This is a genomic window from Psychrobacter proteolyticus (genome assembly GCF_039762275.1).
Lineage (GTDB): Bacteria > Pseudomonadota > Gammaproteobacteria > Pseudomonadales > Moraxellaceae > Psychrobacter > Psychrobacter proteolyticus_C.
In genome coordinates this window covers 218,537-244,917 of the sequence record NZ_JBDLOB010000001.1, presented here as the reverse complement: position 1 = coordinate 244,917, position 26,381 = coordinate 218,537, and the positions used below count along the sequence as shown (strand labels likewise).

19 protein-coding genes and 1 pseudogene are annotated in these 26,381 nt (G+C 43.3%); 15 read left to right on the top strand and 5 right to left on the bottom strand.

Annotation, left to right across the window (positions count from 1 at the left end; translation table 11 throughout):
- The first annotated feature begins 94 nt into the window (after positions 1–94).
- The 4 genes and pseudogenes from alaS (at position 95) to ABFV72_RS00950 (ending at position 5,541) form a co-directional block, all read left to right on the top strand.
- Positions 95–2,767, top strand: a complete 2,673-nt coding sequence (gene alaS / locus ABFV72_RS00965; protein ID WP_347161892.1) for an alanine--tRNA ligase — start codon at positions 95–97, stop codon at positions 2,765–2,767.
- A 357-nt stretch (positions 2,768–3,124) separates the two neighbouring features.
- Entirely contained in the window at positions 3,125–4,411 is a 1,287-nt protein-coding gene (locus tag ABFV72_RS00960) for an aspartate kinase (RefSeq protein ID WP_347161891.1), read from the top strand.
- Positions 4,412–4,819: 408 nt separating this feature from the next.
- Positions 4,820–4,987: pseudogene (gene csrA, locus ABFV72_RS00955) on the top strand (carbon storage regulator CsrA); the annotation flags it as partial.
- A gap of 179 nt (positions 4,988–5,166) precedes the next feature.
- On the top strand, positions 5,167–5,541 hold the full coding sequence (locus tag ABFV72_RS00950; RefSeq protein ID WP_057759243.1) for a HopJ type III effector protein: 375 nt from the start codon (positions 5,167–5,169) through the stop codon (positions 5,539–5,541).
- Positions 5,542–5,659: 118 nt separating this feature from the next.
- On the opposite strand, the gene ABFV72_RS00945 is transcribed toward ABFV72_RS00950, so the two are convergent.
- Together ABFV72_RS00945 and ABFV72_RS00940 are read right to left on the bottom strand one after the other, a co-directional pair.
- Positions 5,660–5,971: a YeaC family protein gene (locus ABFV72_RS00945; RefSeq protein WP_057759241.1), complete on the bottom strand. Its 312-nt coding sequence runs from the start codon at positions 5,969–5,971 to the stop codon at positions 5,660–5,662.
- A 55-nt stretch (positions 5,972–6,026) separates the two neighbouring features.
- Entirely contained in the window at positions 6,027–7,031 is a 1,005-nt protein-coding gene (locus ABFV72_RS00940) for an NAD(+) kinase (RefSeq protein WP_179798759.1), read from the bottom strand.
- A gap of 319 nt (positions 7,032–7,350) precedes the next feature.
- Between ABFV72_RS00940 and ABFV72_RS00935 the strand changes: the two genes are divergently transcribed.
- Positions 7,351–8,073 carry a Bax inhibitor-1/YccA family protein gene (locus ABFV72_RS00935; protein ID WP_347161888.1) on the top strand — a complete coding sequence of 241 codons (723 nt, stop codon included), beginning with the start codon at positions 7,351–7,353 and terminating at the stop codon, positions 8,071–8,073.
- 119 nt (positions 8,074–8,192) lie between these two features.
- Here the strand turns inward: ABFV72_RS00935 and ABFV72_RS00930 are convergent, their stop codons facing one another.
- Positions 8,193–11,006, bottom strand: a complete 2,814-nt coding sequence (locus ABFV72_RS00930; RefSeq protein WP_347161886.1) for a heavy metal translocating P-type ATPase — start codon at positions 11,004–11,006, stop codon at positions 8,193–8,195.
- Positions 11,007–11,443: 437 nt separating this feature from the next.
- Between ABFV72_RS00930 and mrcB the strand changes: the two genes are divergently transcribed.
- The 6 genes from mrcB (at position 11,444) to purH (ending at position 19,644) form a co-directional block, all read left to right on the top strand.
- Positions 11,444–13,948 carry a penicillin-binding protein 1B gene (gene mrcB / locus ABFV72_RS00925; RefSeq protein WP_431192057.1) on the top strand — a complete coding sequence of 835 codons (2,505 nt, stop codon included), beginning with the start codon at positions 11,444–11,446 and terminating at the stop codon, positions 13,946–13,948.
- A gap of 114 nt (positions 13,949–14,062) precedes the next feature.
- Positions 14,063–14,875, top strand: a complete 813-nt coding sequence (locus tag ABFV72_RS00920) for a tetratricopeptide repeat protein (RefSeq protein WP_347161884.1) — start codon at positions 14,063–14,065, stop codon at positions 14,873–14,875.
- Positions 14,876–15,008: 133 nt separating this feature from the next.
- Positions 15,009–15,935 carry a 50S ribosomal protein L11 methyltransferase gene (gene prmA / locus ABFV72_RS00915; RefSeq protein WP_102090395.1) on the top strand — a complete coding sequence of 309 codons (927 nt, stop codon included), beginning with the start codon at positions 15,009–15,011 and terminating at the stop codon, positions 15,933–15,935.
- A gap of 172 nt (positions 15,936–16,107) precedes the next feature.
- On the top strand, positions 16,108–17,376 hold the full coding sequence (locus ABFV72_RS00910; protein WP_347161882.1) for a DUF3426 domain-containing protein: 1,269 nt from the start codon (positions 16,108–16,110) through the stop codon (positions 17,374–17,376).
- Positions 17,377–17,554: 178 nt separating this feature from the next.
- Positions 17,555–17,917, top strand: a complete 363-nt coding sequence (gene fis, locus ABFV72_RS00905; protein WP_269117553.1) for a DNA-binding transcriptional regulator Fis — start codon at positions 17,555–17,557, stop codon at positions 17,915–17,917.
- A 146-nt stretch (positions 17,918–18,063) separates the two neighbouring features.
- Positions 18,064–19,644, top strand: a complete 1,581-nt coding sequence (gene purH / locus ABFV72_RS00900) for a bifunctional phosphoribosylaminoimidazolecarboxamide formyltransferase/IMP cyclohydrolase (RefSeq protein ID WP_347161880.1) — start codon at positions 18,064–18,066, stop codon at positions 19,642–19,644.
- A 186-nt stretch (positions 19,645–19,830) separates the two neighbouring features.
- Here the strand turns inward: purH and ABFV72_RS00895 are convergent, their stop codons facing one another.
- Both ABFV72_RS00895 and ABFV72_RS00890 read right to left on the bottom strand, forming a co-directional pair.
- Positions 19,831–21,705 carry a SurA N-terminal domain-containing protein gene (locus ABFV72_RS00895; protein ID WP_347161878.1) on the bottom strand — a complete coding sequence of 625 codons (1,875 nt, stop codon included), beginning with the start codon at positions 21,703–21,705 and terminating at the stop codon, positions 19,831–19,833.
- A gap of 351 nt (positions 21,706–22,056) precedes the next feature.
- Positions 22,057–22,329, bottom strand: a complete 273-nt coding sequence (locus ABFV72_RS00890) for an HU family DNA-binding protein (RefSeq protein ID WP_045445077.1) — start codon at positions 22,327–22,329, stop codon at positions 22,057–22,059.
- A 524-nt stretch (positions 22,330–22,853) separates the two neighbouring features.
- On the opposite strand from ABFV72_RS00890, the gene ABFV72_RS00885 reads away from it, so the two are divergent.
- The 4 genes from ABFV72_RS00885 (at position 22,854) to iscU (ending at position 26,192) form a co-directional block, all read left to right on the top strand.
- Positions 22,854–23,498, top strand: a complete 645-nt coding sequence (locus tag ABFV72_RS00885; protein ID WP_347161876.1) for a hypothetical protein — start codon at positions 22,854–22,856, stop codon at positions 23,496–23,498.
- Between the two features lie 394 nt (positions 23,499–23,892).
- Positions 23,893–24,402, top strand: a complete 510-nt coding sequence (locus ABFV72_RS00880; RefSeq protein WP_057759222.1) for an Rrf2 family transcriptional regulator — start codon at positions 23,893–23,895, stop codon at positions 24,400–24,402.
- A complete protein-coding gene (locus ABFV72_RS00875; RefSeq protein WP_057759220.1) occupies positions 24,399–25,625 on the top strand; it encodes an IscS subfamily cysteine desulfurase in 1,227 nt (408 codons plus the stop codon). Before ABFV72_RS00880 ends, ABFV72_RS00875 begins: the two co-directional genes overlap by 4 nt.
- A 156-nt stretch (positions 25,626–25,781) precedes the next feature.
- Positions 25,782–26,192 (top strand): Fe-S cluster assembly scaffold IscU, encoded by a 411-nt coding sequence (iscU, locus tag ABFV72_RS00870; RefSeq protein ID WP_347161873.1) that lies wholly within the window; start codon positions 25,782–25,784, stop codon positions 26,190–26,192.
- Positions 26,193–26,381 lie beyond the last annotated feature (189 nt).

The window sequence follows — 26,381 nt, the reverse complement described above, 5'->3', positions numbered from 1 at the left end:
CTCTTGTACCAAGAGCTTGGGCGTTTGTGCTAAAATCGCTTGCAAAATTATTTTATGTCATTTACTCAATTCTATCCGTCAGTAAGGAGCCGCTGTGAGCCAGCCATTTCGCTCAGCCGATATTCGCCAAGCCTTTATCGATTTTTTCATAAGCAAGCAGCACACCCAAGTTTCATCGTCTAGCTTGATTCCACATAATGATCCGACATTGCTATTTACCAATGCTGGTATGAATCAGTTTAAAGAGACCTTTTTGGGTATGGAACCACGTGACTATACACGTGCGGTAACCTCTCAAAAGTGCGTACGTGCTGGCGGCAAACATAATGATTTAGATAATGTCGGCTATACCGCACGTCATCATACTTTCTTTGAAATGCTTGGTAATTTCTCGTTTGGTGATTACTTTAAGCAAGCAGGCATCGAGTATATCTGGGAGTTTTTGACCTCAGATAAGTGGTTAGCGATTGATAAAAATCGTCTCTATGTGACTATTTATGAAACTGACGACGAAGCCTTTGAGATTTGGAATAAAAACATCGGCATTCCAAGTGAGCGCATCATTCGTATTGGTGATAACAAAGGTGCTCCTTACGCTTCTGATAACTTTTGGACAATGGGCGACACGGGTCCTTGTGGTCCTTGTACCGAAGTCTTTTATGACCACGGTGCCGATATCGAAGGCGGCCTGCCAGGTACGCCAGAAGAAGACGGCGATCGCTATATTGAGATTTGGAACTGTGTATTCATGCAGTTCAATCGTCAAAAGGACGGCACGCTATTGCCACTGCCAGCACCTAGCGTCGATACAGGCATGGGGCTTGAGCGTATTAGTGCCATTATGCAAGGCGTTCATGGCAACTACGAGATCGATTTATTTGTTCATTTGATGGACGCAGCAGCTGAAATACTAGAAATCAATAATGAGCAACAATCATCATTGAAAGTCATCGCCGACCATATTCGTGCGGTAGCGTTTTTGATTGCTGATGGTGTTACGCCAAGTAATGAAGGTCGCGGCTATGTATTGCGCCGTGTCATTCGTCGCGCAGTACGTCATGGCAACAAGCTTGGCGCTGATAGCGAATTCTTCTATAAAATGGTTGCGCCGCTTGTAGCTGAAATGGGCAGTGCCTATCCTGAGCTACAAGATAAACAAAGTGTCATCGAAAGTGCTATTCAAAAAGAAGAAGCACAGTTTGCTAAAACATTGGCCCAAGGCTTACGTTTACTCGCCAGCGAACTTGAAGGCTTACAAGATGGCGATACGCTATCTGGTGAAGCCGCCTTTAAGCTTTATGATACCTATGGTTTCCCACTTGATTTGACCGCCGATATCACTCGTGAGCGTGGTATTGCTATTGATGAAGCCGAATTTGATGAGCATATGCAGGCACAACGTGAGCGTGCGCGTGATGCTGGCAAGTTTGACGTCGATTACAGCAGTGTCATCCAAGTAGAAACGCCAACGACATTTATCGGCTATGAGCAGCTTGAAGAAGACGGTGTGACTATTGACGCACTTTATCAAGACGGCAACCCAGCAGACAGCTTAACAGAAGGCATGGAAGGCGTTGTGGTATTAGATCGCACCCCATTTTATGCTGAAGGTGGTGGGCAAGTTGGTGAGCTTGGTGAAATTCGTACGGCATCGGGCGTCTTTGAAGTACAAGATACCAAAAAATCTGGTCAGGCGATTATCCATTATGGTGTCGTAACCATGGGCGATATCAGCACTAAGCAAACCGCTGAAGCGCAAGTACTGTCGAGCATTCGTGCAGCCAGTGCCAAAAACCACTCGGCTACTCACTTATTGCATGCAGCGCTAAGAGAAGTGCTGGGCGACGCAGTCACGCAAAAAGGCTCACTAGTCTCAAGCGAAGTACTACGTTTTGACTTTGCTTATGACAAACCTGTCAGCGCCGCTGAAATCATGCGTGTTGAACGTCTCGTTAATGAGCAAATTCAAGCCAACACCCCTGCCCGCATCGAGCACATGTCGATTGATGAAGCGATGAACCAAGGCGCTATGGCACTGTTTGGCGAAAAATACGGCAGTGACGTTCGAGTCCTAACCATGGGTACAGACCGTATCGTTGATGGTCAGCGCAAGCCTTTCTCTATCGAGCTATGCGGTGGCTTGCACGTACAGCGTACTGGCGATATCGGTGTACTAAAAATCACCAGTGAGTCTGGTATTGCTGCTGGTATCCGCCGAGTTGAAGCTGTCACTGGCATGAACGCGGTCAAAAACATTCAGCAAAGCGAGCAACAACTGAGCGAGCTCGCAAGTCAGCTAAAAGTAAAACGTCCTGAAGTGGCGCAGCGTGTTCGTACGATGGCTGATAAGCAACGCGACCTAGAAAAACAACTAGAGCGCTTAGAGCAGAAAATCGCCAGTGCCCAAGCAGCCAACTTGCTTGATGATGTACAAACGATCGCAGGTACACCAGTTCTTATCAGCACTTTAAGCGGTATCGATGGTAAATCTATCCGTACACTGATGGACGATATCAAATCAAAACTGCCTGATAGCGTAATTGTATTGATTGGTGATAAAGATGACCAGTTAGCACTCGCAGCGAGCGTCGCAAAATCTGTTACTGCCAAAGTGAAGGCTGGTGATATTATTCGTCATTTGGCAGGTGAGCTTGGTGGTAAAGGTGGCGGTAAGCCTGACTACGCACAAGGCGGCGCACCGAAGTCTGGTAACAGTGCAGCGGTTATTAGTGCTCTACCTGCTTGGATTGAAACCCAGCTTAGCTAAGCTAGCGCATATTAAACTCGCGAATACATTGGTTTAGCGCGTCACAATGTCCCTTATATTTATCGCATAGCTTTACTCCACTACGCATAAAATACGTGATTGGTTATAACTACTATAACCAATCGCCATACATCTAAGCGCTCCTGAGGCTTAAAGTTATGCGGTAGATATGGTATAAAGGTCAACGTTTGGGCATATTGTTCATTCCATAAGGTTGATAGATACCATTAGAAGAACGAAACACCTAAAGGCATAACTCTTATCATCTGGCTTTATCTATACAAGCATTGACGAGCATCACATTGACTCTCCTCAATGACAATAAAAAGTCATTATTGAATAAATAGGTAGATTTTTATGGCGTTAATAGTACAGAAATACGGCGGCACCTCGATGGGCAGTATCGACCGCATCAAAAACGTCGCCAAACGAGTCAAACGCTGGCATGACAATGGTCATCAAGTGGTCGTCGTGGTCTCAGCCATGAGCGGCGAAACCAACCGTTTGATTGATCTAGCTCGCCAAATTAGCACGCAGCCTGATCCTCGCGAATACGATCAAATGGTCTCAACAGGTGAGCAGGTTTCTATCTCACTACTTGCCATGGCCATTAAAGAGCTTGGTATTGGTGCCCGTTCAATGACTGGTCGCCAAGTCGCGATTAAGACCGACAACGCCCATAACAAAGCCCGTATCGAAAGCATCGATGACAAAAACATACGTGAGCAATTAGATGCTGGCAATATCGTTATTGTGGCAGGCTTCCAAGGTATCGATGAAGAAGGCAACGCGACCACATTAGGACGCGGCGGTTCTGATACCACAGGTGTGGCGATTGCCGCGGCCTTGGGCGCTGACGAGTGTCAAATTTATACCGATGTCGATGGCGTCTATACCACTGACCCTCGTGTGACCTCAAAAGCCAAAAAGCTTGAAAAAATTACGTTTGAAGAAATGCTTGAAATGGCAAGTCTTGGTTCTAAGATTCTACAGATTCGCTCAGTAGAATTCGCTGGTAAATATGGCGTGCCGCTGCGTGTACTTTCTAGCTTTGATGAAAACACAGACGGTAGCTTTGACCAAGAATTTCAAGACAACGTGGGTACCCTAATTACGATAGACGAAGGAGACAATATGGAACAGGCAATCATCTCAGGTATCGCGTTCAACAGAGACGAAGCAAAAATCTTAGTACGCGGCGTGCCTGACCATCCTGGTATCGCCTCTGCTATCTTAAGCCCAATTGGTCGTGCCAATATCGAAATCGATATGATTGTACAAAACCTTTCGGATCACGGTACCACTGACTTTACTTTCACAGTTAACCGCACTGATTTAGATAAAACGCTAAAAGTGCTTAACGAAGAAGTGAAAGATGAAATTGGCGCCAAAGAAATATTAGGCAACAGTGAAGTTGTTAAAGTTTCATTGGTTGGTGTTGGTATGCGCTCACATGCTGGTGTTGCTAGCCTTATGTTCCAAACGCTGGCTGAAAACAACATCAACATCCAAATGATTTCAACCAGCGAAATCAAAGTGTCGGTTCTGATTCAGGATCAACACCTAGAAAAAGCCGTCAAGTCATTACACACGGCATTTGGTCTAGATCGTGAAGACGGTGAAAGCAAAATCGCTGGGCTATAAGACATAAAAACTGTTAAAATATAGCATTAGCTTTAATGGTTATCTATTAATCGCTATTAATGACTTTATATAGTATGTAGATAAACAGCATTTGAATTAATAGCATCTAAATAAAAACAGTACTTAAATAAAATAGGATCTTTTTAGGTCCTATTTTTATTTTTTAGCATAGTTGAAATGAGCATTTACCTAATAGTTTTGTGAAAAACCGTGACAGTATCTGTTATGCCGCCTATAATGGGGCTTTCATTTGGGCTAAATGAATCTACCTATCATTACCGCTATTGGCACGATATCGAGCATCGTGATAATGGTTATATTGCGTGTTTGGTGCTACGGTAATGTTCTGCAATTGAGAAGTAATCTGATGAGTAATAATTTGTTGATGCGACATAAGGAGTGTGACGCATGTTAATTTTGACACGCCGCGTGGGCGAAACGCTAATGATTGGCGACGAAGTAAGTGTGACGGTTCTAGGCGTCAAAGGCAATCAAGTACGTATCGGTGTAAACGCACCTAAAGATATTGCTGTACACCGCGAAGAGATTTATCAACGTATTCAGCATGAGCGTTCTGTACAGTCGCAAATGCAGCATCTTGAGCAAGGCAACTTTTCGCCTTCATTTGATGACGAAGACTACTTTAATCGCTAAGCTAGCTAAATTATAATGCTGAACGCTCAACGGCTATTACCATCATTGAGCACACATAAATATTATATTGTTTTTTCAATCTGCTCTGAGGTCATTTATTTATGAGTATCCGCCAATCAGATGTATCGGCATTACTTAATGGTTTGAACAAAAAAGCCATTGGATTCAATGATGTCATCAGCTTTATCGATGATTTTTATCGCTATGCACCTGCCCCTTTCGTAAATGGAATGGTACATAATGCAGCCGGTGAGAACGAAGGTAGCGCAAAGATCTTTGGTTTTGCTAAGCACCATGGCCTGAACCAATTGGACACGCTTAAACTATTTGGCGAACATTATGCCAAGGTTCAAGCAACGCCTAACGGTACCGATCATGCCAATATCCGTAATTTTTTACATTGGGGCTGGCAAGGATTTTTGATGCAAAAGAACCCGCTAACGGTTCGTCCTAGTGTCGATACGACTGCTATTTAATCATTTATAATGGTTCAGCTATTTTTGATTATTGATAAAGTAAAAAAAGCCACGCTATATAGCGTGGCTTTTTTATGGTAGTTGTTTTTATAACAACTATTACAACTTATTTATAAATCTATTTATCACGAAACTTAACAGGCTGTACCGCACCTTTAGGATTTGGCATATTAGGATAGTGATGCTCATGCTCTACATCACATTCAGCACCAACGACAGAGCCATCGTCTTTTACGGGTTTATGAATATAACCTGTACGCTCAGCTGGCGGCAGATGCTCATGTTCCCATACCATCACTGCTTGCATACAAGTCTCACGCTGCTCAGCGGTAATCTTACGACCGTCAGGCCATTTACCTAGCTCAATCGCCATACGAAATTTATCAACCACTTCGGGCGTTAGACTTGCTAGTATTGTTTGTTTATCCATCTTTCCTACTCTCCACTACCATTTTTTGTATCATATTTTGGTCTAATAGATACGCTTATTCATCGTCTATAATATCATCATCGACATCAAGACTGAATTCTTCGGCATGTACGTTCCAGTGCAGCTTTGTACGGCAGGCCTCATAAAAGTCAAACCCAGGTGGGTGCAACAAGGTAAGCTTATCAGGATGCTTACGAATGTGTAGGCGCTGCTCTTGCTCAAGTGGCACGCTTGGCTTACCGTCCGCACTCACCATCGGCTGAGTACGATTGTCTTCGTGGATACGGATACAGACCTCACTATTACCGCTGACTACAATCGGTCTGCTAGATAATGTATGCGGATGCATCGGCACCAGACAAATAGCGTCCATACTCGGATGAATGATTGGACCGCCACCTGATAAAGCATAAGCAGTAGAACCAGTCGGTGTTGCTGCTATCAAGCCATCACTATGCTGTCTATAAACGTCATGTCCATCAATTTTCATCTGAAAATCAATCATATGTACGGATTTACCAGCGTGCAGTACGATGTCGTTCAGCGCCATGTCTTCATGGATAATTTTGCGCCCTTCTCGTATCTCCATCGTCAATAAGAACCGATGGTCCAGTTGATAGTCTCCCATCAATACTTGGCGTAACTTAAAGGCAGCTTCATCAGGTTTTACATCTGCTAAGAACCCTAAACGGCCACGGTTTACCCCTAGTACAGGTACACGGTAGCGTGCTAACGCTTCAGCAGCATGTAATATCGAACCATCACCGCCAACAACAATAACCAAATCACAAATCTCACCAATCAAACCACGTTTGACGATTTTGACTCTTTCTATATCTGTGAGGTCAAGCGTTGGTAAATTGGCCGTTTGTACATCCATTATCAACGTCAAATTCATATCATTGACGGTTTGGGCAATCTGTACCAAGCTTTGAGTGACACTACGTTTACCAGCACGGCCCATTAGACCAATACGCCTAAAGGCAGGGTTTTTAATAGCGTGGAATAGCTCTGATTCATGTAAGTGTGGCAATCTTGCTGACTGCGCTGAGTTTTCCATAAAACGACTCGGTATAACGGTGAAGTACAAGGTAATGATAGCGATAAATGCGCGCTTAGACTAGCATGTTTATGAATTATCGTTGTTAACTGTCGTAACTGACCCCATATAAAAGCTATCGAATGTTTTACTTAGTCAGATCTTTCTGTTCAGTTTTTCAATTAGCGTATTGAGCGATACAGTAGCCCGATGCGCTAGCCAACGGACAGCCTAAGGTTGCACCGCAGCAGTTGTCACGCAAACACAGTTGACAATAATGGCGGTTTTGCTAAAGTAACTAACATCACTATTTTTATATTTTATTATTAAGGACTTATGTATGGCCAATCCTATTGTCAGTCGCGCAGAACTTGCGATCGGCGGTAATCCAATGACGGTCAAGGGCGTAATTCAAAAGACCAGCTTGTTACTTGGTTTATCAGCCATTACTGGTGTGGGCTTTTTCTTTTATGCGCTTATGGCAGGTTTATCGCAAGGTTTTATTACGATGGCAGCCTTTGGTAGCATGATTGCTGCGTTTGTTCTGGCTCTTTTTATTACCTTTAAGCCGCAAAAAGCCAAGACTTTGGCAGTGCCTTACGCCTTGTTAGAAGGTATATTTTTGGGCGGTATCTCATTATTTTTCATGAGAATGTATCCAACAGTACCAGTCACTGCAATGTGTGCAACTTTCGTCACAGCTGCGGTTATGCTTGGGTTATATCGTTCAGGTTTAGTTAAGGTTACTGAGAAGTTCCGCTCTATCGTGACCTCGGCGGTTATTGCCATTATGCTTGTCTATGTAGCACAGTGGGTACTTTCTCTAGCATTTGGTTCATCACTACCGTTCCTATTTGAAGGTGGCGCTATCGCTATTGGCTTTAGCTTATTTGTCATCGTTATCGCTTCTTTCACCTTGCTATTAGATTTCGATAATATTGATCGCGGTGTTGCGATGGGTGTGTCTGAAGATTACGAGTGGTTGTTCAGTATTGGTATTCTTGCGACCCTAGTTTGGATGTATATCGAATTTGTGCGTCTATTAAGCTATCTACAAGACTGATTGTAAGAGCTACTTAACAGTATCTCTGTATAGAAAAAACCGCCTTTCATTTGATGGAAGGCGGTTTTTTTATGGGCAAACTTTACAGACCTGTTTACATTAAATACTTTTTAAAGAGACTAAGCACGTTTTAGACGCAATGCATTTAACACGACAAATAGCGAACTGAGCGACATACCGATCGCAGCGAGCCATGGTGGCACATAGCCTAAAGCAGCTGGTATCAGAACAATACTGTTGTAAGCGAGTGCCCAGCGGAAATTTTGCTTGATAATACGTTCCGTCTTATCAGAGATGCGTTTAGCCGCAGTGATGGCCTCGATTTGTCCATTTAAGATAATACTATCACTGGATACTTGTGCTAAGTCTGCCGCACCTGCAATCGAGGTTGAGACATCTGCTGCTGCTAGCACTGGTGCATCGTTGATACCATCACCTACCATCAATACCACAGCACCGTTAGCTTGCAACTGCTGAATATGATTGACCTTATCAGTTGGTGATAGTCCATTATACGCAGCTTGCATTCCCAAGTTCTCAGCCATCACTAACGCTTGCGGGCTTGGATCACCTGTCAACATAACAGACTCGATACCTAGTTCTTTGAGCGTATCGAGCATCGACTGCGCACTATCACGTACCTTGTCATTGAAATAAAAGCATGCCAGCGCCTGCCATTTTTTGCTATCAGTGTTTTGATAAGACAATACCACTGCTGAGCTGGCTCGCTGAGCTACTAGCTCGATGGGTAAATCATCGTTTGCATCTATATCATTGGCGCTATTATCTGTTCTGTCTAACGCAAAATCTTTATGACCGATTCGATATACAGTACCATCAATCATCGCTTCTACACCCCCCGCTGGATAATGCTGTACGGCTTGCGTCGATGGTAGATGTAACTGATAGGCCGCCGTCAGTAACGCATGGGCAATTGGATGACGACTCCCTACTTCTAGCGCAGCTGCAATTGCCAACAGCATATCTTTTTGAGCCATTAAAGATAAACCATCAGATTCGGTCTGGCTCTTTGGTGTGATTAACTCGATATTTAATAGATTTGGTTTGCCATAAGTCAGCGTACCTGTCTTATCAAAAGCAACATGCGTGATTTCAGCCAGCGTTTGTAAGGTATGGCCACGGGTCGTCAAAAAACCATAGCTGGCCAGACGATTGGTTGAGACGGTCAAGGCAATCGGCGTCGCCAATGATAGTGCACAAGGACAAGTAGCGACCAAGACTGCCACGGTTGCCCAAATCGCTTGGCTTGGATGAACGAGATACCAGCCGACAAATACCAAGACTGACAGCACCAAAATGCGCGCCACAAACCAACGTGCCAGCTTATCTGCTTGCTGCGCCAATTTGGGTTTTTCGCTCATGGCACGATTCATCAATCGATCAATTAAACCTATCTGACTATCTTTTGTCAATGCAGTGACTAGCATTTCAAACGGCTGGCTATCGTTTTGTGCACCGCCGACGATGTAATCACCTTGAGATTTGATGATTAAATCACCCTCGCCCGTTAGGAGACTTTGTGACACCGTTGCAGTAGAACTTAGCAAGATACCATCACTGATAATTTCTGAACCTGCCTCAACCAAAATGATGTCACCCACTTGCAGACTGTGAGCGGTGACCATTTGCTTCGACTCTATATCGCCTTCGGGTTGTGATAGCGCACTCTGTTGGTTGCGTGACTGCTGCCAGTCTTGAGCGATACGCGATGTGAGCGTATGAACATTGGCATCCATACGCTGCATAAAATCAGGCATCGGCTCTACTGTAGTTGACTCACCTTTAATAGTTTCATTTTCAGTAAGCTCACTTTTAATAAGCTCATCTTGTTGAGACGTATTTTCTTTTAGCAGTTGTAAAATACGCTTAGCAGCTGCTTTGTCTTCAGCGATTTTTTGTACCAATACCGGCTCAACCACCACCAAATCATTAGCCATAGTCGCGGCTTTTAGACGTGCATTGTGCTCGATATAACGCCCTGCCAGCAAAAAGAAAATAAACATGCTGACCGAGTCATAGTATGTCTCCCCTTGTCCAGTAATGGTGGCGTATAGACTGGCAAAGAAGGTGATAATCAAGGCAAGACTAACAGGCACATCCATATTGACTTGGCGGGCACGAATTGCTGACCATGCAGAGGTAAAAAAAGGAATACCAGCATAGAAAAAAACAGGCGTGCTCACAAATAAAGACACCCAACGCAAAAAGTCACGTTGGAATATCAACATGTCGCTATATTCACCAAAATAAAGCGCAACGGCATACATCATCGCTTGCATCGAACCTAGTGCAGCGATGCCGAGACGCAATAGCATTTGATTATTATGACGTGCCAGCATTGCTTCATGAGTATCTTGGCGATAAGGCTTGGCTTCGTAGCCGATTTCATTGATGACCGCTAGAATACGACTGATAGGTAACTTATCTTCATCCCAAATAACCCGCATACGCTGGTTGGTCAAATTTACCTGACATTTACCAATACCCTCTAACTCATCGAGACGCGACTCAATCAGCCAAGTACAGGCAGCACAGCGTAAGTTATTAACAGACAGCTCTGCTACTGACATCCCATCTTGCGCGTAAACGAACTGTGATTTTATCTCGTCATGATCATAGACCTCGAGGCGCGTCAGCTGAGTTGGCAAACTTGCCGTACGGTTAATCTCTGAACGGTCAAGATAATATTGCTCAAGACCAGCCTCTACTATGCTTTGGGCAGCTAATTGACAGCCCATACAACACATCTCTCGTGACTGACCTAATATCTCAGCATAAAACGGTGGCTGAGGTACGGGGTCACCGCAGTGAAAACAGTGGTCAGCCAACGGAAGCACTAAGCCTTCGATGATAGAAGTGTCTTCATAAGAATGATTGGTAGCAGATGATACTGATGATGGGATACTAGACATAGTCGCGCTTACTTCCTTTGACAGGCTTGCTTAAAATGCATTCATTTAAAGCAAACTTGCTCGTATTGACTGTACTGTACGTCATGCAATAGAGCCGTTTTTAATCACATAAATATCACTACCGCTAGTAGCATAATATTGATAACGGACGGCTAATAGCAAACAATTAGCAACAGCGAATTCATACAAAATACATCGTGAGGGCAATCGTAAATTGTTATCTTATATGGCGTTTATCTACCAGATTGAAAGTGACTGACGCTTTATTACAAGTATCGGTATTTTAATAGGGATTATACTATAAGCCATCGCTATGAGCAGTACCATCGCTCATGGTCTACGACCAATAAATGCCTGTGTTGACGATGATAGATTGAAAAATTTGTCAATTTGCGTCATTATGAGGCAGTTTTTTATCCAAAAATGGTGCGACATCCGTGCAAAAACCTAATTACAAGTTACCAAATACCAAGTTATCAGCGTCATCTAAGTCTGCTATGAACACGCTACCCTCGCAGCAGCGCGGCTTGGTTTTTAGTAGTCTGCTATTAATTATCATTATCGCAGGCATGGTGCTATTGGCACTGTATTTGATCAAACTTGATCGCACCATTACTCATAAGTTTGAGGGCAAGCGCTGGGACATTCCAGCCAAAGTGTATTCGCAGCCGCTTGAGCTGTACCAAGGCGCCAATGTTGATAGAGATACAATGAAGACATGGCTAGAGTTGCTCAATTATCAAAGCAACAAAGCTTATGACCGCACGGGTACCTATCATCGGACAGGCAATACTTACTTTATTCACACGCGCGGCTTTACGTATAGTGCTAATGATAAAGATGCCGAGCAAGTCATCAAAATGACGATTTCTGGCAATAAAATAGAATCTATCCAGAGTACCCTGCCTGCCAAGAGCGGCATCATTCGTCTAGAGCCCGTCAGTATCGGTGGTATCTATCCAGACAGCAATGAAGATCGGATGGTTGTGTCTTTGGACGAAGTGCCTCAGCCGTTAATTGATGCCCTTATCGCTACCGAAGATCGCGCGTTTTATGAGCACAAAGGGGTATCAGTACGTGGTATCGCCCGTGCCGTAATCAATAACTTTACTGGTGGTGCTAGACAAGGTGGCTCGACCATCACTCAGCAGCTGATCAAAAACTTCTATCTCAACTCAGATCGCACTATCAAACGCAAAGCCAATGAAGCATTGATGGCCGTGTTACTTGAGCTGCATTACAGCAAAGATGAAATTTTACAGACCTATTTGAACGAGATTTATTTGGGTCAAAATGGCAATCGCTCTATTAATGGTTTTGGTTTGGCATCGCAGTTTTATTTTGACAAACCTCTTAATGAGCTGCGCTTAGATCAGCAAGCGATGCTGGTTGGTATGGCAAAAGGCCCAAGTATCTATAACCCACGTCGCAATCCAAACGATTCAAAAGCACGCCGTGATGTGGTACTTAACAATATGCTGACCATGGGCACATTGAGCCAAGAAGACTATGACAAAGCATTGAAACAACCGCTTGGTATTGTGGATAAGCCTGCTGAAGGCAAAAGTCAGTTCCCTGACTTCTTAGATATTGTCAAACGTGAGCTAAATACCGTTTATTATTCTGATGACCTCAAGAACGAAGGTCTGATTATTATCAGTACTCTAGACCCTATCGCTCAATTGGCCGCAGACAAAGCCGTTGATAGAAAACTTGGTGAGCTACGTCGCAACAGTAGCAAAACTAAGGATTTACAAGGCGCGTTAGTCAGTGCTAATCCTGAGACTGGCGAGCTAGTATCTGTTGTGGGTAGTGGTAGTGAATTTACAGGGTTTAACCGCGCGGTCGATGCCAAACGCCAAGTTGGCTCGTTGCTGAAGCCTATCATTTATATGACTGCGCTTGAGAGCGGTCGTTACAACTTGGCCAGTTCAGTAGATGACTCCCCTATTACGGTCAATCTAAACGACGGTACTGACTGGAACCCTAAAAACTACGACAACCGTGATCATGGCTATGTACCATTTACCACGGCACTGTCTCAATCGTATAACCAAGCGGCAGTACGCTTAGGTATGGAGTTCGGCGTTAATACCTTTGCTAAGCAATTACAGCGCATGGGTATCAAAGAAAAAATCCCACCTTACCCATCAGCATTGTTAGGCTCAGTTAATTTGAGTCCGATGGACATGCTTGGTATTTACCAAGTATTTGCCACTGGTGGTTTCCGCACTCCTATTCATAGTATTCGTACGGTCATTGATGATCGCGGCCGTATCTTACAGCGTACTGGGCTTAACACTCAGCGTAGCATTCCACCTGAAACCAACTTTTTGACCAACTATGCATTACAGCAAGTCGTCTCAAATGGTACGGCCAGACGCGCCCAATCACTCGGCAGTAATTTAAACCTAGCCGGAAAAACAGGTACAACAAACGACTACCGTGATGCTTGGTTTGCAGGTTATAGTGGTAACTATGTGAGTGTCGTTTGGGTTGGTCGTGATGATAATAAACCGATTGGCTTGAGTGGTGGTACTGGCGCCTTACCAGTTTGGGTAGATTATATGAAACGCCTAAAGCTGACTCCGGTTGCTCTACCAGAGCCAGAAGGTATCGAGTGGTTATGGCTAGAGAACAATTCAGGCAAACTGTCTAATGAGCGCTGTGCTAACGCTCGCTACCTACCAGTAATGTCAGCTCACCTACCAGAAGAAGCCAGCAGTTGTGCGCTGAGCCTGTATCAGCAAGATCGCGCTCGTGAACAGACACAGTTTCAGAACCAGCAAGGTGATATCAATCAACAACGTCGCCGCGAAGGTTTAGAAATTCCAAATGGTGAAGCTGTTGAATCTGATGGTGCAGAAGGTAGCAGCGAGCAAAGTGAAGGTGATGAAGACCGTGCTGATACTTGGTACGACCGCGCTGTTGAATGGTTCTAGCTGTTGAATGGTTCTAGCTGTTGAATAGCTCTAGCTGTTGAATAGCTCTAGCTATTGAGTGGTTCTAATAGTGTTTTTGATATTTAGCTTTTAATATTTAAAAAAGGTTTTAACATGATGGTGTCATCTTTATGGACAACTACTTCAGTAAAACAAACCATAATCCTATGGCGTAATAAAATTACGTCAAGCAATGCCTTACTTGCAGCCAGCGCGATCGTTGGCATGCTAAGTCTAAGTGCTTGTCAGACGGCACCTAGCACATCGACCACAGTGCAAACCACGCCTGTTCAAACATTACCAACGTCACAACCGACCGTGCCATCAACGACAACTGCTCAAGCGCCTGTCACGGAAGCGAATGATCAAAGCAACTATCCAACCGAGCCTTACGATGCGGTTGAACAGTCCGAAACACCAAATCCGTTAACGCAAGAGACACCTGTATTTACGCCTCCTGCTCCAGAAATAACACAGCCTGACCCCGTTATCATTGCGCCTTCTCGTAACGACTATATCATCTCTGAACCATCGGTACCGTCGCATAATGAGTTACTTGAGCACGCTAGAAGAAACTCGCAGCAGCGTACTCAACAATCTGCCAGCAACAATAGTAATCTACCCGCATTTCGCAATTTGATGCAAGTAGGTATCAGTCAGTTGAAAGCGGGCAATCTAACTAATGCCGAGAGCAGCTTTACCCGTGCACAGCGTCTAGCGCCCAAATCATCGGCGGTATACTTCTATTTGGCACAAGTAGCATTAAAAAAGAACCAGCCTCGTAAAGCAGAAGCAATGGCACGTCGTGGTCTTAGCGTCTCTCAAGATAGCAGTCGTAGACGAGCACTATGGCAAGTTATATTGCAATCAGGACAAGCTCAGGGTAACTCACGCGTGGTCAATGAAGCAAAACAAGCATTGCGCTAATAGCTGATATCTGCACATTTTAGATTCATTAGTTAAAACATCTATATACAGCATACATTTCATTGTATGTAGATTCATCTAGGGCAACCCCTAACACCTACACTTATTTTTATTTCCGCTTAAGGTTATCTTTATGGCATGGCAACAACTGCATTTACAATGCGAAAAATCAAACGTCGACTTGGCTGAAGCGCTTTTATTAGAAGCAGGCGCATTATCAATAGCTTTAGACGATGCTGGCGATCAACCTCTGTTTGAGCCACTTCCAGGTGAATCACCGCTTTGGGATGAAGTGATACTAACAGGGCTATTTGATGCGACTACTGATGCTGGTAGTCGTCAAGCGGTTGAGCAATTAAGTCATGAAATTGCTGCACAAGTACAGGCTACTCGTATTTGGCTAACGGCTGTTGATGATAAGGACTGGGAGCGCGAGTGGATGAGCAACTATCATCCTATCGAATGTGCTAATGACTTATGGATTGTACCTGACTGGCTAACGCCGCCTAACCCTGAAGCCACCAATATAATTATGGATCCTGGCTTGGCATTTGGTACTGGCTATCATGCTACGACTCGCCTGTGCCTAGACTGGCTAACAGAGCAAGACCTAACAGACAAAGTGGTTATCGATTACGGTTGTGGTTCAGGCATTCTAGGGATTGCTGCTTTGCTATTGGGTGCACGTCAGGTATATGCAGTCGATATTGACCCGCAGGCGGTACTTGCTACCAATCAGAATGCGGTACGCAACAATGTAGGCGATCGTTTACAGGCATTTTTGCCAGAAGAATTTACAGAGTACTGCTCGCAACATGATGTGTTGCCTGTAGAAGTGATCGTTGCCAATATTCTAGCAAAGCCGCTTATTGGTTTAGCACCTTACTTTGCAACACTGATTGCGCCAAAGGGCCGTATCGTATTGGCAGGTTTGATTGAGTCACAAACCGAGCAAGTCACTGAAGCTTATCAGCCATATTTTGCACTGGATCCTAAGCATGCTTTTACTGCGCAAGAAGACCAACATTGGCAGCGTTTATCAGGTACATTTACCAGCTAGCAACATTTAATTACATCTGTTACGATAGAGGGCAGTCAAATGTTATGTGTTTGACGCCACTCTATCTTTGCCCATAATTTATCGAAATTTAAAAAGTACAATGAGTATTGTGGGCAGCTATTGGTGAGTGGCTAAGCGGTATTGATAACCATACTTTTTTGGATTCGCCTCTATGACCACACCAATAAAAACCCAATGCCCCCATTGCCAAACTTGCTATAGCGTTAAACAAACTCAACTGAATCAAGTCAATGCTACCATCAGCTGTGATCGGTGCCAGCAAAGCTTTTTGGTCAATAAGCACCTTGTGGTAAATTCTGAGGTCATTCAAAAGCCAACATCACAAAAAAACATTCCTGCTCAACAAAAAGCTCAAACTCAACCAATTTCGAATGAGCAAAAAGCGACTACTAGTAGCAATCAGCATAACCCTCAAAATGTGCCAAATCGCCCTACACCTTCAATCAGTAAGAAAAAATCATCTGATATTTTGATTCATGATGACTTAATTTATGATGATATGGATATAGACGATCCAGAAGAGAACGTTCAAGAGTATGACTCATTAGATAGCATGGATGCATGGTTGACTCAAGCCAGTAATACCAGTCCTAGCGTAGCAACCACAGAAAAACCAAAAGTACCCTCTTCTAAAGAAACTATCAAAAGCCCTAGCCCTAATCCATCAATAAAGAAACCATCTACTAGTACAATATCAGCATCCTCATCAACACAGGACATGCTCAGCTCGGCAGCGGCCAATGATATTCATGCCAATGTTGAGAGTACTGATAACAATTCATGGCTGCAAAAACTATTAGAAGAACAAAATAAAGACGAAGAAACACCACCAGATGATACAGACTTATCACAGCTTCTGTCTGATATGGGAGTACCCGTTAAAGATGAAGACCCTGTTGCCGACGAACGTTTAAGAAAAACACAGCTACCGTTTGCACCAACCCAAACGACACGTTCAATTGCATCATTATTATGGATATTAGGTTGTTTGGTTCTAGCACTCCTACTCGCGGCACAGTATGTTATTTTTAACTTAGAAAATTTAGTCAAAAACCCAGCTTATGCTCAGCGTCTCCAATCAATATGCTCTGTCGCTGCCTGCAGCTTGCCTAGTGCAGACTTATCAGTGCTTACCATCAGCAATACCTTTCATAGAAGCAGTCAGATTAAAACCGCTGGTACATTTAGCGATATAGGCGCTACTCTAAGTAACGGCAGCCCGCAAGCACAACTATACCCAAATGTAAAAATAAGCGTTTATGGTAAAGACGGGCTTATTGGAGAGTTCATTGCGGATCCAAACGATTATTTATTAGGCAAGCAAAGTCAGTTAGCTGCCAATACAGATAGACAGCTACTATTCACTATCCCTGTCGCTAATGCGCAGATTCGCGACATCACTATGACCGCTCTTTATTAAAGTAGGGTGTCATATATAAATAAGCGTGAGTAGAAAACATACCGTAAATTCACTTTCAATTAAACCGTGATAGCCAAGATAACGATGAATCTATCAGCGCTAGGCGATATTAATTTGATATACTATGGTTCTGACCCCTCACAATCAGAATTTTTCTTCATCTCAAGGATATTATTTTATGGCACCTCATGCACAGCATAATGCCAATCATTTTGCTAAAAGCTCTGAGCACCCTGCCGATTATAATAAAGACGAATACCAACCACCTACGCACGGCTTTGATTTTGCTAATCAAAACTATACAAGTAGTGCGCAGCAACCTCTACGAGTTCATGTAGAGCGTGTGGTACGTCAGTACTTTGCGATGCTAGGAGATGAGATGCCCACTGATTTATATGAGCTGATTTTAAAGCAAGTCGAAGAGCCTCTCCTATCTGTCGTCCTAGAAAAAACAAGAGGCAACCAAACCAAATGTGCTCAGATACTAGGTCTAAATCGAGGCACTTTGCGCAAAAAAATGAAAACCTATGATTTAATGTAACATTGTTATATGAGCTTACCCATCATTGACTATCATTATGTATGGCAATTAAATGTTCCGCGCTTTATCTATCATGATACGGCATACCATTGTCATCATCACCTTGCCAGACGTTTACGTCAGGCTTTTTTTATGGAAAATTTCTTATGAGTACAACCCCACTTGCCCTACTATCGGTCTCCGATAAGTCTAATATCGTCGAGTTTGCTCAAGGCCTTCTCAAAGCAGGTTTTGGTTTATTATCTACTGGCGGTACTTATCGCTTGCTCACAGAAAACAACGTCGACGTGACTGAAGTATCAGATTACACAGGCTTTCCTGAAATGATGGATGGCCGTGTTAAAACGCTACATCCTAAGATTCACGGTGGTATTCTAGGACGCCGTGGTACAGATGATGCAGTAATGAGTGATCATGCGATCGAACGTATCGACTTGGTCGTCGTGAACTTATATCCGTTTGCTGAAACGATCGCACGTGCTGACGTAACTATGAACGACGCTATCGAAAACATCGATATTGGTGGCCCTACCATGGTACGTTCAGCGGCGAAAAACCACGCTCATGTGGGTATCGTCACTGATCCAGCTGATTATGACCGTGTACTTAACGCCTTAGATGGTGGTACTGAACTGACGACTGCTTTACGTTATGATTTGGCAGTAAAGGCGTTTGAGCATACTGCACAGTACGACGGTATGATTGCAAACTTCTTAGGTAGCCGTGTCAACGAAACTCAAGAACCAGAAAACTTCCCACGTACATTCAATGTACAGCTTGAAAAAGCACAAGACCTACGCTACGGCGAAAACCCGCATCAAAACGCGGCTTTCTATACTGAAAACCAGCCTTTAAAAAGCAAACAAGCCTCAATCGCAACGGCTAAGCAACTGCAAGGCAAAGCATTGTCTTATAATAACATCGCTGATACCGATGCTGCGCTTGAGTGCGTTAAAGCTTTCAGCGCGCCTGCTTGCGTTATTGTTAAGCATGCCAACCCTTGTGGTGTCGCGGTTAATAATGACCAAGTAGCGGCATATCGTACTGCTTTTAGTACCGATCCTGAATCATCTTTTGGCGGTATCATTGCATTCAACCGTCCGTTGACGCTTGCTGCGGCAAAAGCCATTATCGACAATCAGTTCGTAGAAGTAATCATTGCACCTAGTATCGAAGACGGTGTACTTGAAGCGACTGCTACTAAGAAAAACGTACGCGTCTTGGTATGCGGCGAGCTACCAGCACCAGATCAGCGTGATATCCAACTTGACTACAAGCGCGTTAACGGTGGCTTACTGGTACAAGAGCAAGACCTTGGTTTAATCACTGCTAACGACCTAAAAATCGTCACTGATGTACAACCAACTGAAGCGCAAGTGGCAGATCTACTGTTCAGCTGGAACGTGGCAAAATACGTCAAATCTAATGCCATTGTCTACGCAAAAGGCCAACGTACTATCGGTGTTGGCGCAGGCCAAATGAGCCGCGTTAACTCAGCACGTATTGCTGCTATCAAAGCAGAACATGCTGGACTAGCAACTGAAGGTGCTGTTATGGCATCAGATGCGTTCTTCCCTTTCCGTGATGGCATCGACAATGCTGCTGAAGTAGGTATCTCTGCTATCATTCAGCCAGGTGGCTCTATGCGTGATGATGAAACTATTGCTGCTGCTAATGAGCATGGTATCGCGATGGTATTCACGGGTATGCGCCATTTCCGCCATTAAACAATCACCTATTAGTTTAAGACTGGGATTAGTCGCAGCAATTGTATTTGTCACTGCGACTGATTTTTAGTCTATATCATATTCGTGATAGTTGTCGTTAAAGCATCATCCAAAAAAAAGCCACTGTATTAATTGATACAGTGGCTTTTTTACGTCTAAAAATAAGAATAATAATCTAACAAATACTTAGCGTCCTTGCGCGTTTGCCATGTTGCTTTCATTAATCTCAACCGTATACACCATACGTAGATAGTCCAAATAGTCTTGCAACTGATCTTGGCCTAAATTGTCACGGATAATACTGGCTGTTTGCGCTCGTTGCATATCAGACAGTGGCGACTGCTGCTCAGTTTTAATATGGTCTCCAACCAGTAGCGTTGCACCCATCTCAGTCTCACTAGCAATCGCAACGACACCATTATCAGCAGCTTGCTGGCTAAATGCCAATCCGCGCTCTTTGTCTGTTAGCTGCGTCGTTTGACGGTTAATCTCACCCAGTGCTTGGAAACTAACCGATTGCTTACTGATATCAGATGGCGTCTTGATACCAGCAGCCAATGCTTTAGCATCTTTTAAAGCTAATGCTGTCGCTTTCTGCTGACGGAGTATTTGAGTGATTCTTGGAGTTGCATTTGCTAGAGCAAGCGTCTTAGTAGGACGATAATTGCTTGGCTGTAACCATACGGTACCGTTGCCAACTTCTACGCCTGCCGTTACCGCCTGATCTTGAATAGTAAACTCATCAAAGGCCTGTTTAACCACAGCTGGTTGCGGCAGTGCTGATTTGTTGTTCACTTTACGATAATCTTTGATACGCTTTAGACTGACGTTTTCTTGCTGTGCAATATCTTCAATACTGAAACCATCTGCTGCCAAATCATTGATTGATGTCACTTTATCAGCATAGATTTCCTGACGTTTATACTCTTTTGCTTTCGCAGTCAGCTCATCACGCATACTGTCTAGGCTTGGAATCTTTTTGCCATTGTCTTCAGTAACCGTAAATATCTGATAACCAAAGCTGGTTTTGATAGGTGCAGTCACATCACCAACGCTCAACCCTTCTAGTGCCTCTTGTACAGTATCTGCATCACTGCCAAACACTGACGGATTAAAGCGTCCGATATCACCCCCTGTTTCACCTGATGGATCGTCCGACTCTGCTTTAGCAAGCGCAGCAAAAGCTTCACCTTTATTCAGACGTGCTTTGACTTTATCTGCTCTTGTTTTAGCATCTTTACCAGTAAACAGAATCTGACTGACTTTACGCTCATCAGTAGCCGAAATGCTCTGCTTATATGCTTCATACTGCTGCTGCAATTCTTCTGCGGTTACTTCATCAACCTTGATAGTTTGCGGGCTTAGCTGAATATAAGCCAAGTCAACCATCGCTGCACTTTTCAATGTGTCTTTGTTGGCATCATAGTAGGACTGAATATCTGCTTTGCTAAGCTTAACTTTGTCAGCATAATCTTGCCAATTAAAACGATGCACCCAAACGTTGCGCGACTCAAGTTGCAAGTCAATCAATTGACTAACAGCTTGCATAGGATAGACAGCCGTACCAACGATACTAGCGTTTAGTTGATCCAGGCTTAACTGATTGCGAAATTCTGCAAATAGCTGGTTTTTGGTCATGCCGCGCTGACGCAAGAAGTTTGAGAACTGATCGTTTGAAAAGTTACCTTCTGCATCTTGGAATATTTCTTCTTGACGCAGCAGACGATTGATCGTGTCATCAGAGACTGTCATACCAAGCTTGCCTGCTTGCTGCTCTAACAACGTACGGTCGATTAGACCCTTTAATACTTGCTCATGAAGCACATCTTCATTCAATAAGCTGGCATCTTCGACTTGCTCTAGTACTTCAGAACGACGGCTATTGACAGCAGCTTGATACTCGGACAGTCCTACGCTTGCCTCACCTACCTGCGCAATCTGGTTGGGATCGACGTTGCCGCCAAAATAGCTTTCGACACCCAAGAGAGCGAGCGGCGATAGGCATAAAATCAATAAAATGCGACCTGGCCAGCTTTTTAAGAAATCGCGCAATTTATCCATAGTTATCTCTGCTTTATTAACCTATATTGATGAAAAACCATTGTAATACTGTTGGGAGCTGTTGAGTGCAACCTGCCAATATCAGTGCTATCTAAGCTCGCAATGGTAAGAGTAAGAGCGTATGCATTTTATAGTAAAAAACAAAATTTACTAAAGAAATCTGACTTAAATGACACACCTATCGCGCGCCCTATGATACGTGATTTTTCATGCAGACTCAAAATATTCACGACGCATGATACAAACTATAGCGATAAAAAAAGCACCTAAATATTAGGTGCTCTCTTCGATGGTTAGCTCATTACTTCAGCTATAGACCACCGACTATCATTTTATGCTTAAAAAATCGGCTTAGTTCAAGCGCTCTTTTAAGTTTTTACCAGCTTTGAAGCTTGGTACTTTGCTTGCTGGAATGCTTAGCTCTTCGCCAGTCTTAGGGTTGCGACCAGTGCGTGCTTTACGGTCTTTCACACTGAAAGTACCAAAGCCAACTAATGAGATGCTATCGCCAGCTTCTAGCGCTTCGCCAACACTTTCCATAACAGCGTTTAGTGCATCACCAGCTTGGGTTTTATTTAGACCACTTTTGTCTGCGATGCTATCAATTAATTCTGACTTATTCATAAAATTTCCTTCAAGTTTAAGGGGGTAATAAATGCTCACGCCAAGTATTGTAACGCTCTCATGGTGCTTACGCAATAAAAACTACCTAACTGGCGCATTAACAGGTTCTTCTTTGTTATCGTCTTTATATCAAGGCAGCATAAGGAGCGCAAGCGATTTTACATATTTTTGTGCTCTACACTACGTATTTGACACCTAATGTTACGCAAAGCGTTAGGAATTTATATATAAGTGGCTCTGCATAACTGAGACGATTGGCTTTCCTATTTTCTACGCTTTGACAGATTTGTCAATTGCCGTCTGTGCATTGCTATACATTAAGTTTGTATATTGCTAGTCATAAATAAGAGTGTCTTTATTGACTGCTAAATTGTAATGTAATAGTTTAGCCACTACAGAAACTAGCGTTACTTTTTATTATAAAGACGTTACTATAAGCAAAATATCACTGCAAGTCTTGGGCAAATACAGACTTCTGTTTGCTAAATATCTAAAACTTGCTAAATAAAAAACGGATTACTTACATGAAGCGTTCTACGTTGTCTCACTCTTTTCTTAATATCATTTTAGTATTTATCGAGTCGGCGCTGACATTACTGTTACGTTTGGATCCTGAACTGCGTAAGGCCGCTTATCCGCTCGCCAAGCAAGGCACCGTGGTGGCGCTTCGCCTGTATTTACCGCATGTAGAAGTATTTGCCACCTTTAGTACCAAAGGTGTGTTACTAGATGCCCAGCTGCCGATTGGTCGTAGTGAGCCTGACGTGGTTATCAATGCCTACAGCATTCAAGTTATCAACGCCATCACGACTCATGATAGCGAAACCACTGAAAAGCTACAGATGCGCGGTGAGTCGATTCAAGTACAACTGGTCAAACAGTTTATTATGCAACTTGGGCTTGGCAGCTTGATTCAGGGGCTGATCAAAAAGATAAAGGGTGGCAAGACTAAAGCCAAACCTACCGAAGCTGATTTAGAAGAAAAAAAGAACAACTACAAACTGCGTATTAAAGAACAGCAAACACAGATTAATACCTTGACCATTAAAAACCGTGAACTTGAAACAACCGTGAGAGAGCTTCAGAGCAAGCAAAAAACGTTGATGATTGTCACTGTTGTCGCCCTCGTCATTATGATCGGCTCAGTCATCGCACTACTGATGAACTAGTTTTGGTTCGCTGAATTACCTATAAATAAGCGTTCAATGTCTTCTATAGATATTGAACGCTTATTTTTTATTTCATTAAATATATCTGAGCAGACAAATTAAGCTGCTTATGTCTCACTCATATATCTCTTCTAGACATCATTGTTTTTATCAATTACAGCAATAAGCTTGATTAACCATTGAACCACACTTTAATCTTGACTAAATTACTCGGGATTAAGTATAATTACCTTAATCGTTGCACACATCGGGTTAATCATCTGTTGTTCAATAACGATAAGACAAAACTTAGCTGACGTATTATTGATTGCTCTTTTTACCTTATGAGTATTTATTAAATTTTTTGGCTAAGATCGTTGTTAAACATAAATGATATCAAGTTTGGAGATAACACATGCGTTTGACTACTCGGGGCAGATACGCTGTTACCGCATTATTAGATTTGGCATTACAGACCAGCCAACAAGACAGTGCTGTATCATTATCCGATATCGCCAAACGGCAATCGATTTCAATCTCGTATCTTGAACAGTTATTTTCTAAACTCCGCAAACGCGGCCTTGTCACGAGTATTCGCGGTGCTGCAGGTGGTTATCACTTAGCTAAGCCATTGAATGAGATAGATGTGATGAGCATCATATCTGCGGTTGATGAGTCAGTGAACGCGATGCAATGTGAAGGACGCGGTGACTGTCAAGGTGGTACAATGTGCCTAACTCACGATCTGTGGTGTGCACTATCAAATCATATCGAACAGTACTTGAAAAATATAACATTAGCGCAATTATTAGATATGGAAAACGTGCAGTCAGTCTCAGAGCGTCAGCACACCTCTACAAAAGATATTTCCATAAAAGACATTAATACTATTACTCTATCGAACAGCGAGGCAAACCCAGCATGAGCCAACATAACAACCTTATATACTTAGATTATGCCGCCACTACCCCAGTTGCTAAATCAGTAGCTGCTAAAATGAGCGAGTATTTGACTGTAGATGGTGTCTTTGGTAACCCAGCTTCACGCTCACATGGTTACGGCTGGCAAGCGGAAGAAGCAGTAGAAACTGCTCGCGGTCAAGTTGCTGAAGTAATCAACGCTGATCCACGCGAAATCGTCTTTACTTCTGGCGCAACTGAGTCTGACAACCTAGCTATTAAAGGTGCAGCACATTTCTATCAGTCTCGTGGCAAACATATCATTACCAGTAAAATTGAGCACAAAGCTGTATTAGATACTTGCCGTGAGCTTGAGCAGGAAGGTTTTGAGATTACGTATCTTGAACCACAGCCAAGCACAGGTCTTATCCTGCCAGAGCAAGTAAAAGAAGCACTACGTGATGATACGATTTTAGTATCACTTATGATGGTAAACAATGAGCTTGGTACTATTACTGATGTTGCAGCGATTGGTGAAATCACTCGCGAAGCTGGCGTAGTTTTCCATGTTGATGGCGCACAGTCTGTTGGTAAAGTAAAAATCAATCTTGAAGAAATGAAAATTGATTTGATGAGCTTCTCAGGCCATAAAGCATATGGCCCTAAAGGTATCGGCGCATTGTTTGTTCGTCGTAAGCCACGTATCCGCTTGAAAGCTGAGCAACATGGCGGTGGTCATGAGCGCGGTATGCGTTCAGGTACACTACCAACGCATCAGATCGTTGGTCTAGGCGCAGCATTTGCTTTAGCTAATGAAAGCTATGAAGCTGACCATGCACATGCAGCCAAATTACGTCAAAAACTTTGGGATGGCCTACAAGACATCGAAGAGATTTATTTAAATGGTGATCTTGAGAATAGCGTACCAAACATCGTAAACATCAGCTTTAACTTCGTTGAAGGCGAGTCATTGATGATGTCACTTAAAGACCTAGCGGTATCATCAGGTTCAGCCTGTACCTCAGCAACGCTTGAGCCATCATATGTACTACGTGCAATCGGTCGTCCAGATGAATTGGCACATAGCTCAATCCGCTTTAGCTTTGGCCGTTATACTACTGACGAAGACATCGATACTGTTATCAAACAGATGCATGAAGCTGTTGATAAATTACGTGCCCTATCACCACTTTGGGATATGTACCAAGAAGGTGTTGATTTAAACTCAGTCGAGTGGGCTGAGCATTAATTTCTAATATAGCTTTTTAGTATAGCTAGCAATATATATATTTATTAAACAATTGATCAGACAATTAAATTAAGCGTTTGACCCCAATTATCGATGAGTAGTTAGACATTTAAAGTTGATAAACGACTACTCATCATCTAACTAGGAGAAAACCCCATGGCCTATAGTGACCAAGTTATTGATCATTACGAAAACCCACGCAACGTTGGTAATCTTGATAAAAACGCCAAAAACGTTGGTACCGGTATGGTCGGTGCCCCAGCATGTGGTGATGTAATGCGTCTACAAATCCAAGTCGACGATAATGGCATTATCGAAGATGCACGTTTCAAGACTTATGGCTGCGGTTCAGCGATTGCTTCAAGCTCGCTTGTTACTGAGTGGCTAAAAGGCAAGAGCTTGGATCAAGCTGGCGAAATCAAAAACAACGATATCGCTCAAGAGCTAGCATTACCACCAGTAAAAGTGCATTGCTCTGTACTTGCAGAAGACGCCATCAAAGCCGCTATTAGCGACTATAAAAGTAAGCATGGCGTAGCAGCTCCAGCAGAAGAAGCTGTGATCTAAGCTAGGTTAAACCTGCTAGCGTATGCGCTACGTTGTACTAGCAACGCTAAAGTAGCAATGTGTAATCGCTACTGACGCTAAAGAGGTGACAATGACACTTATGTAATTGTCACCTTTTGTTTTCTAATAGTCGCAAGCCTATTGTTTTGGCAATCTTGTAATTCTGGTTGTCAGTTTATCTAGATTTTT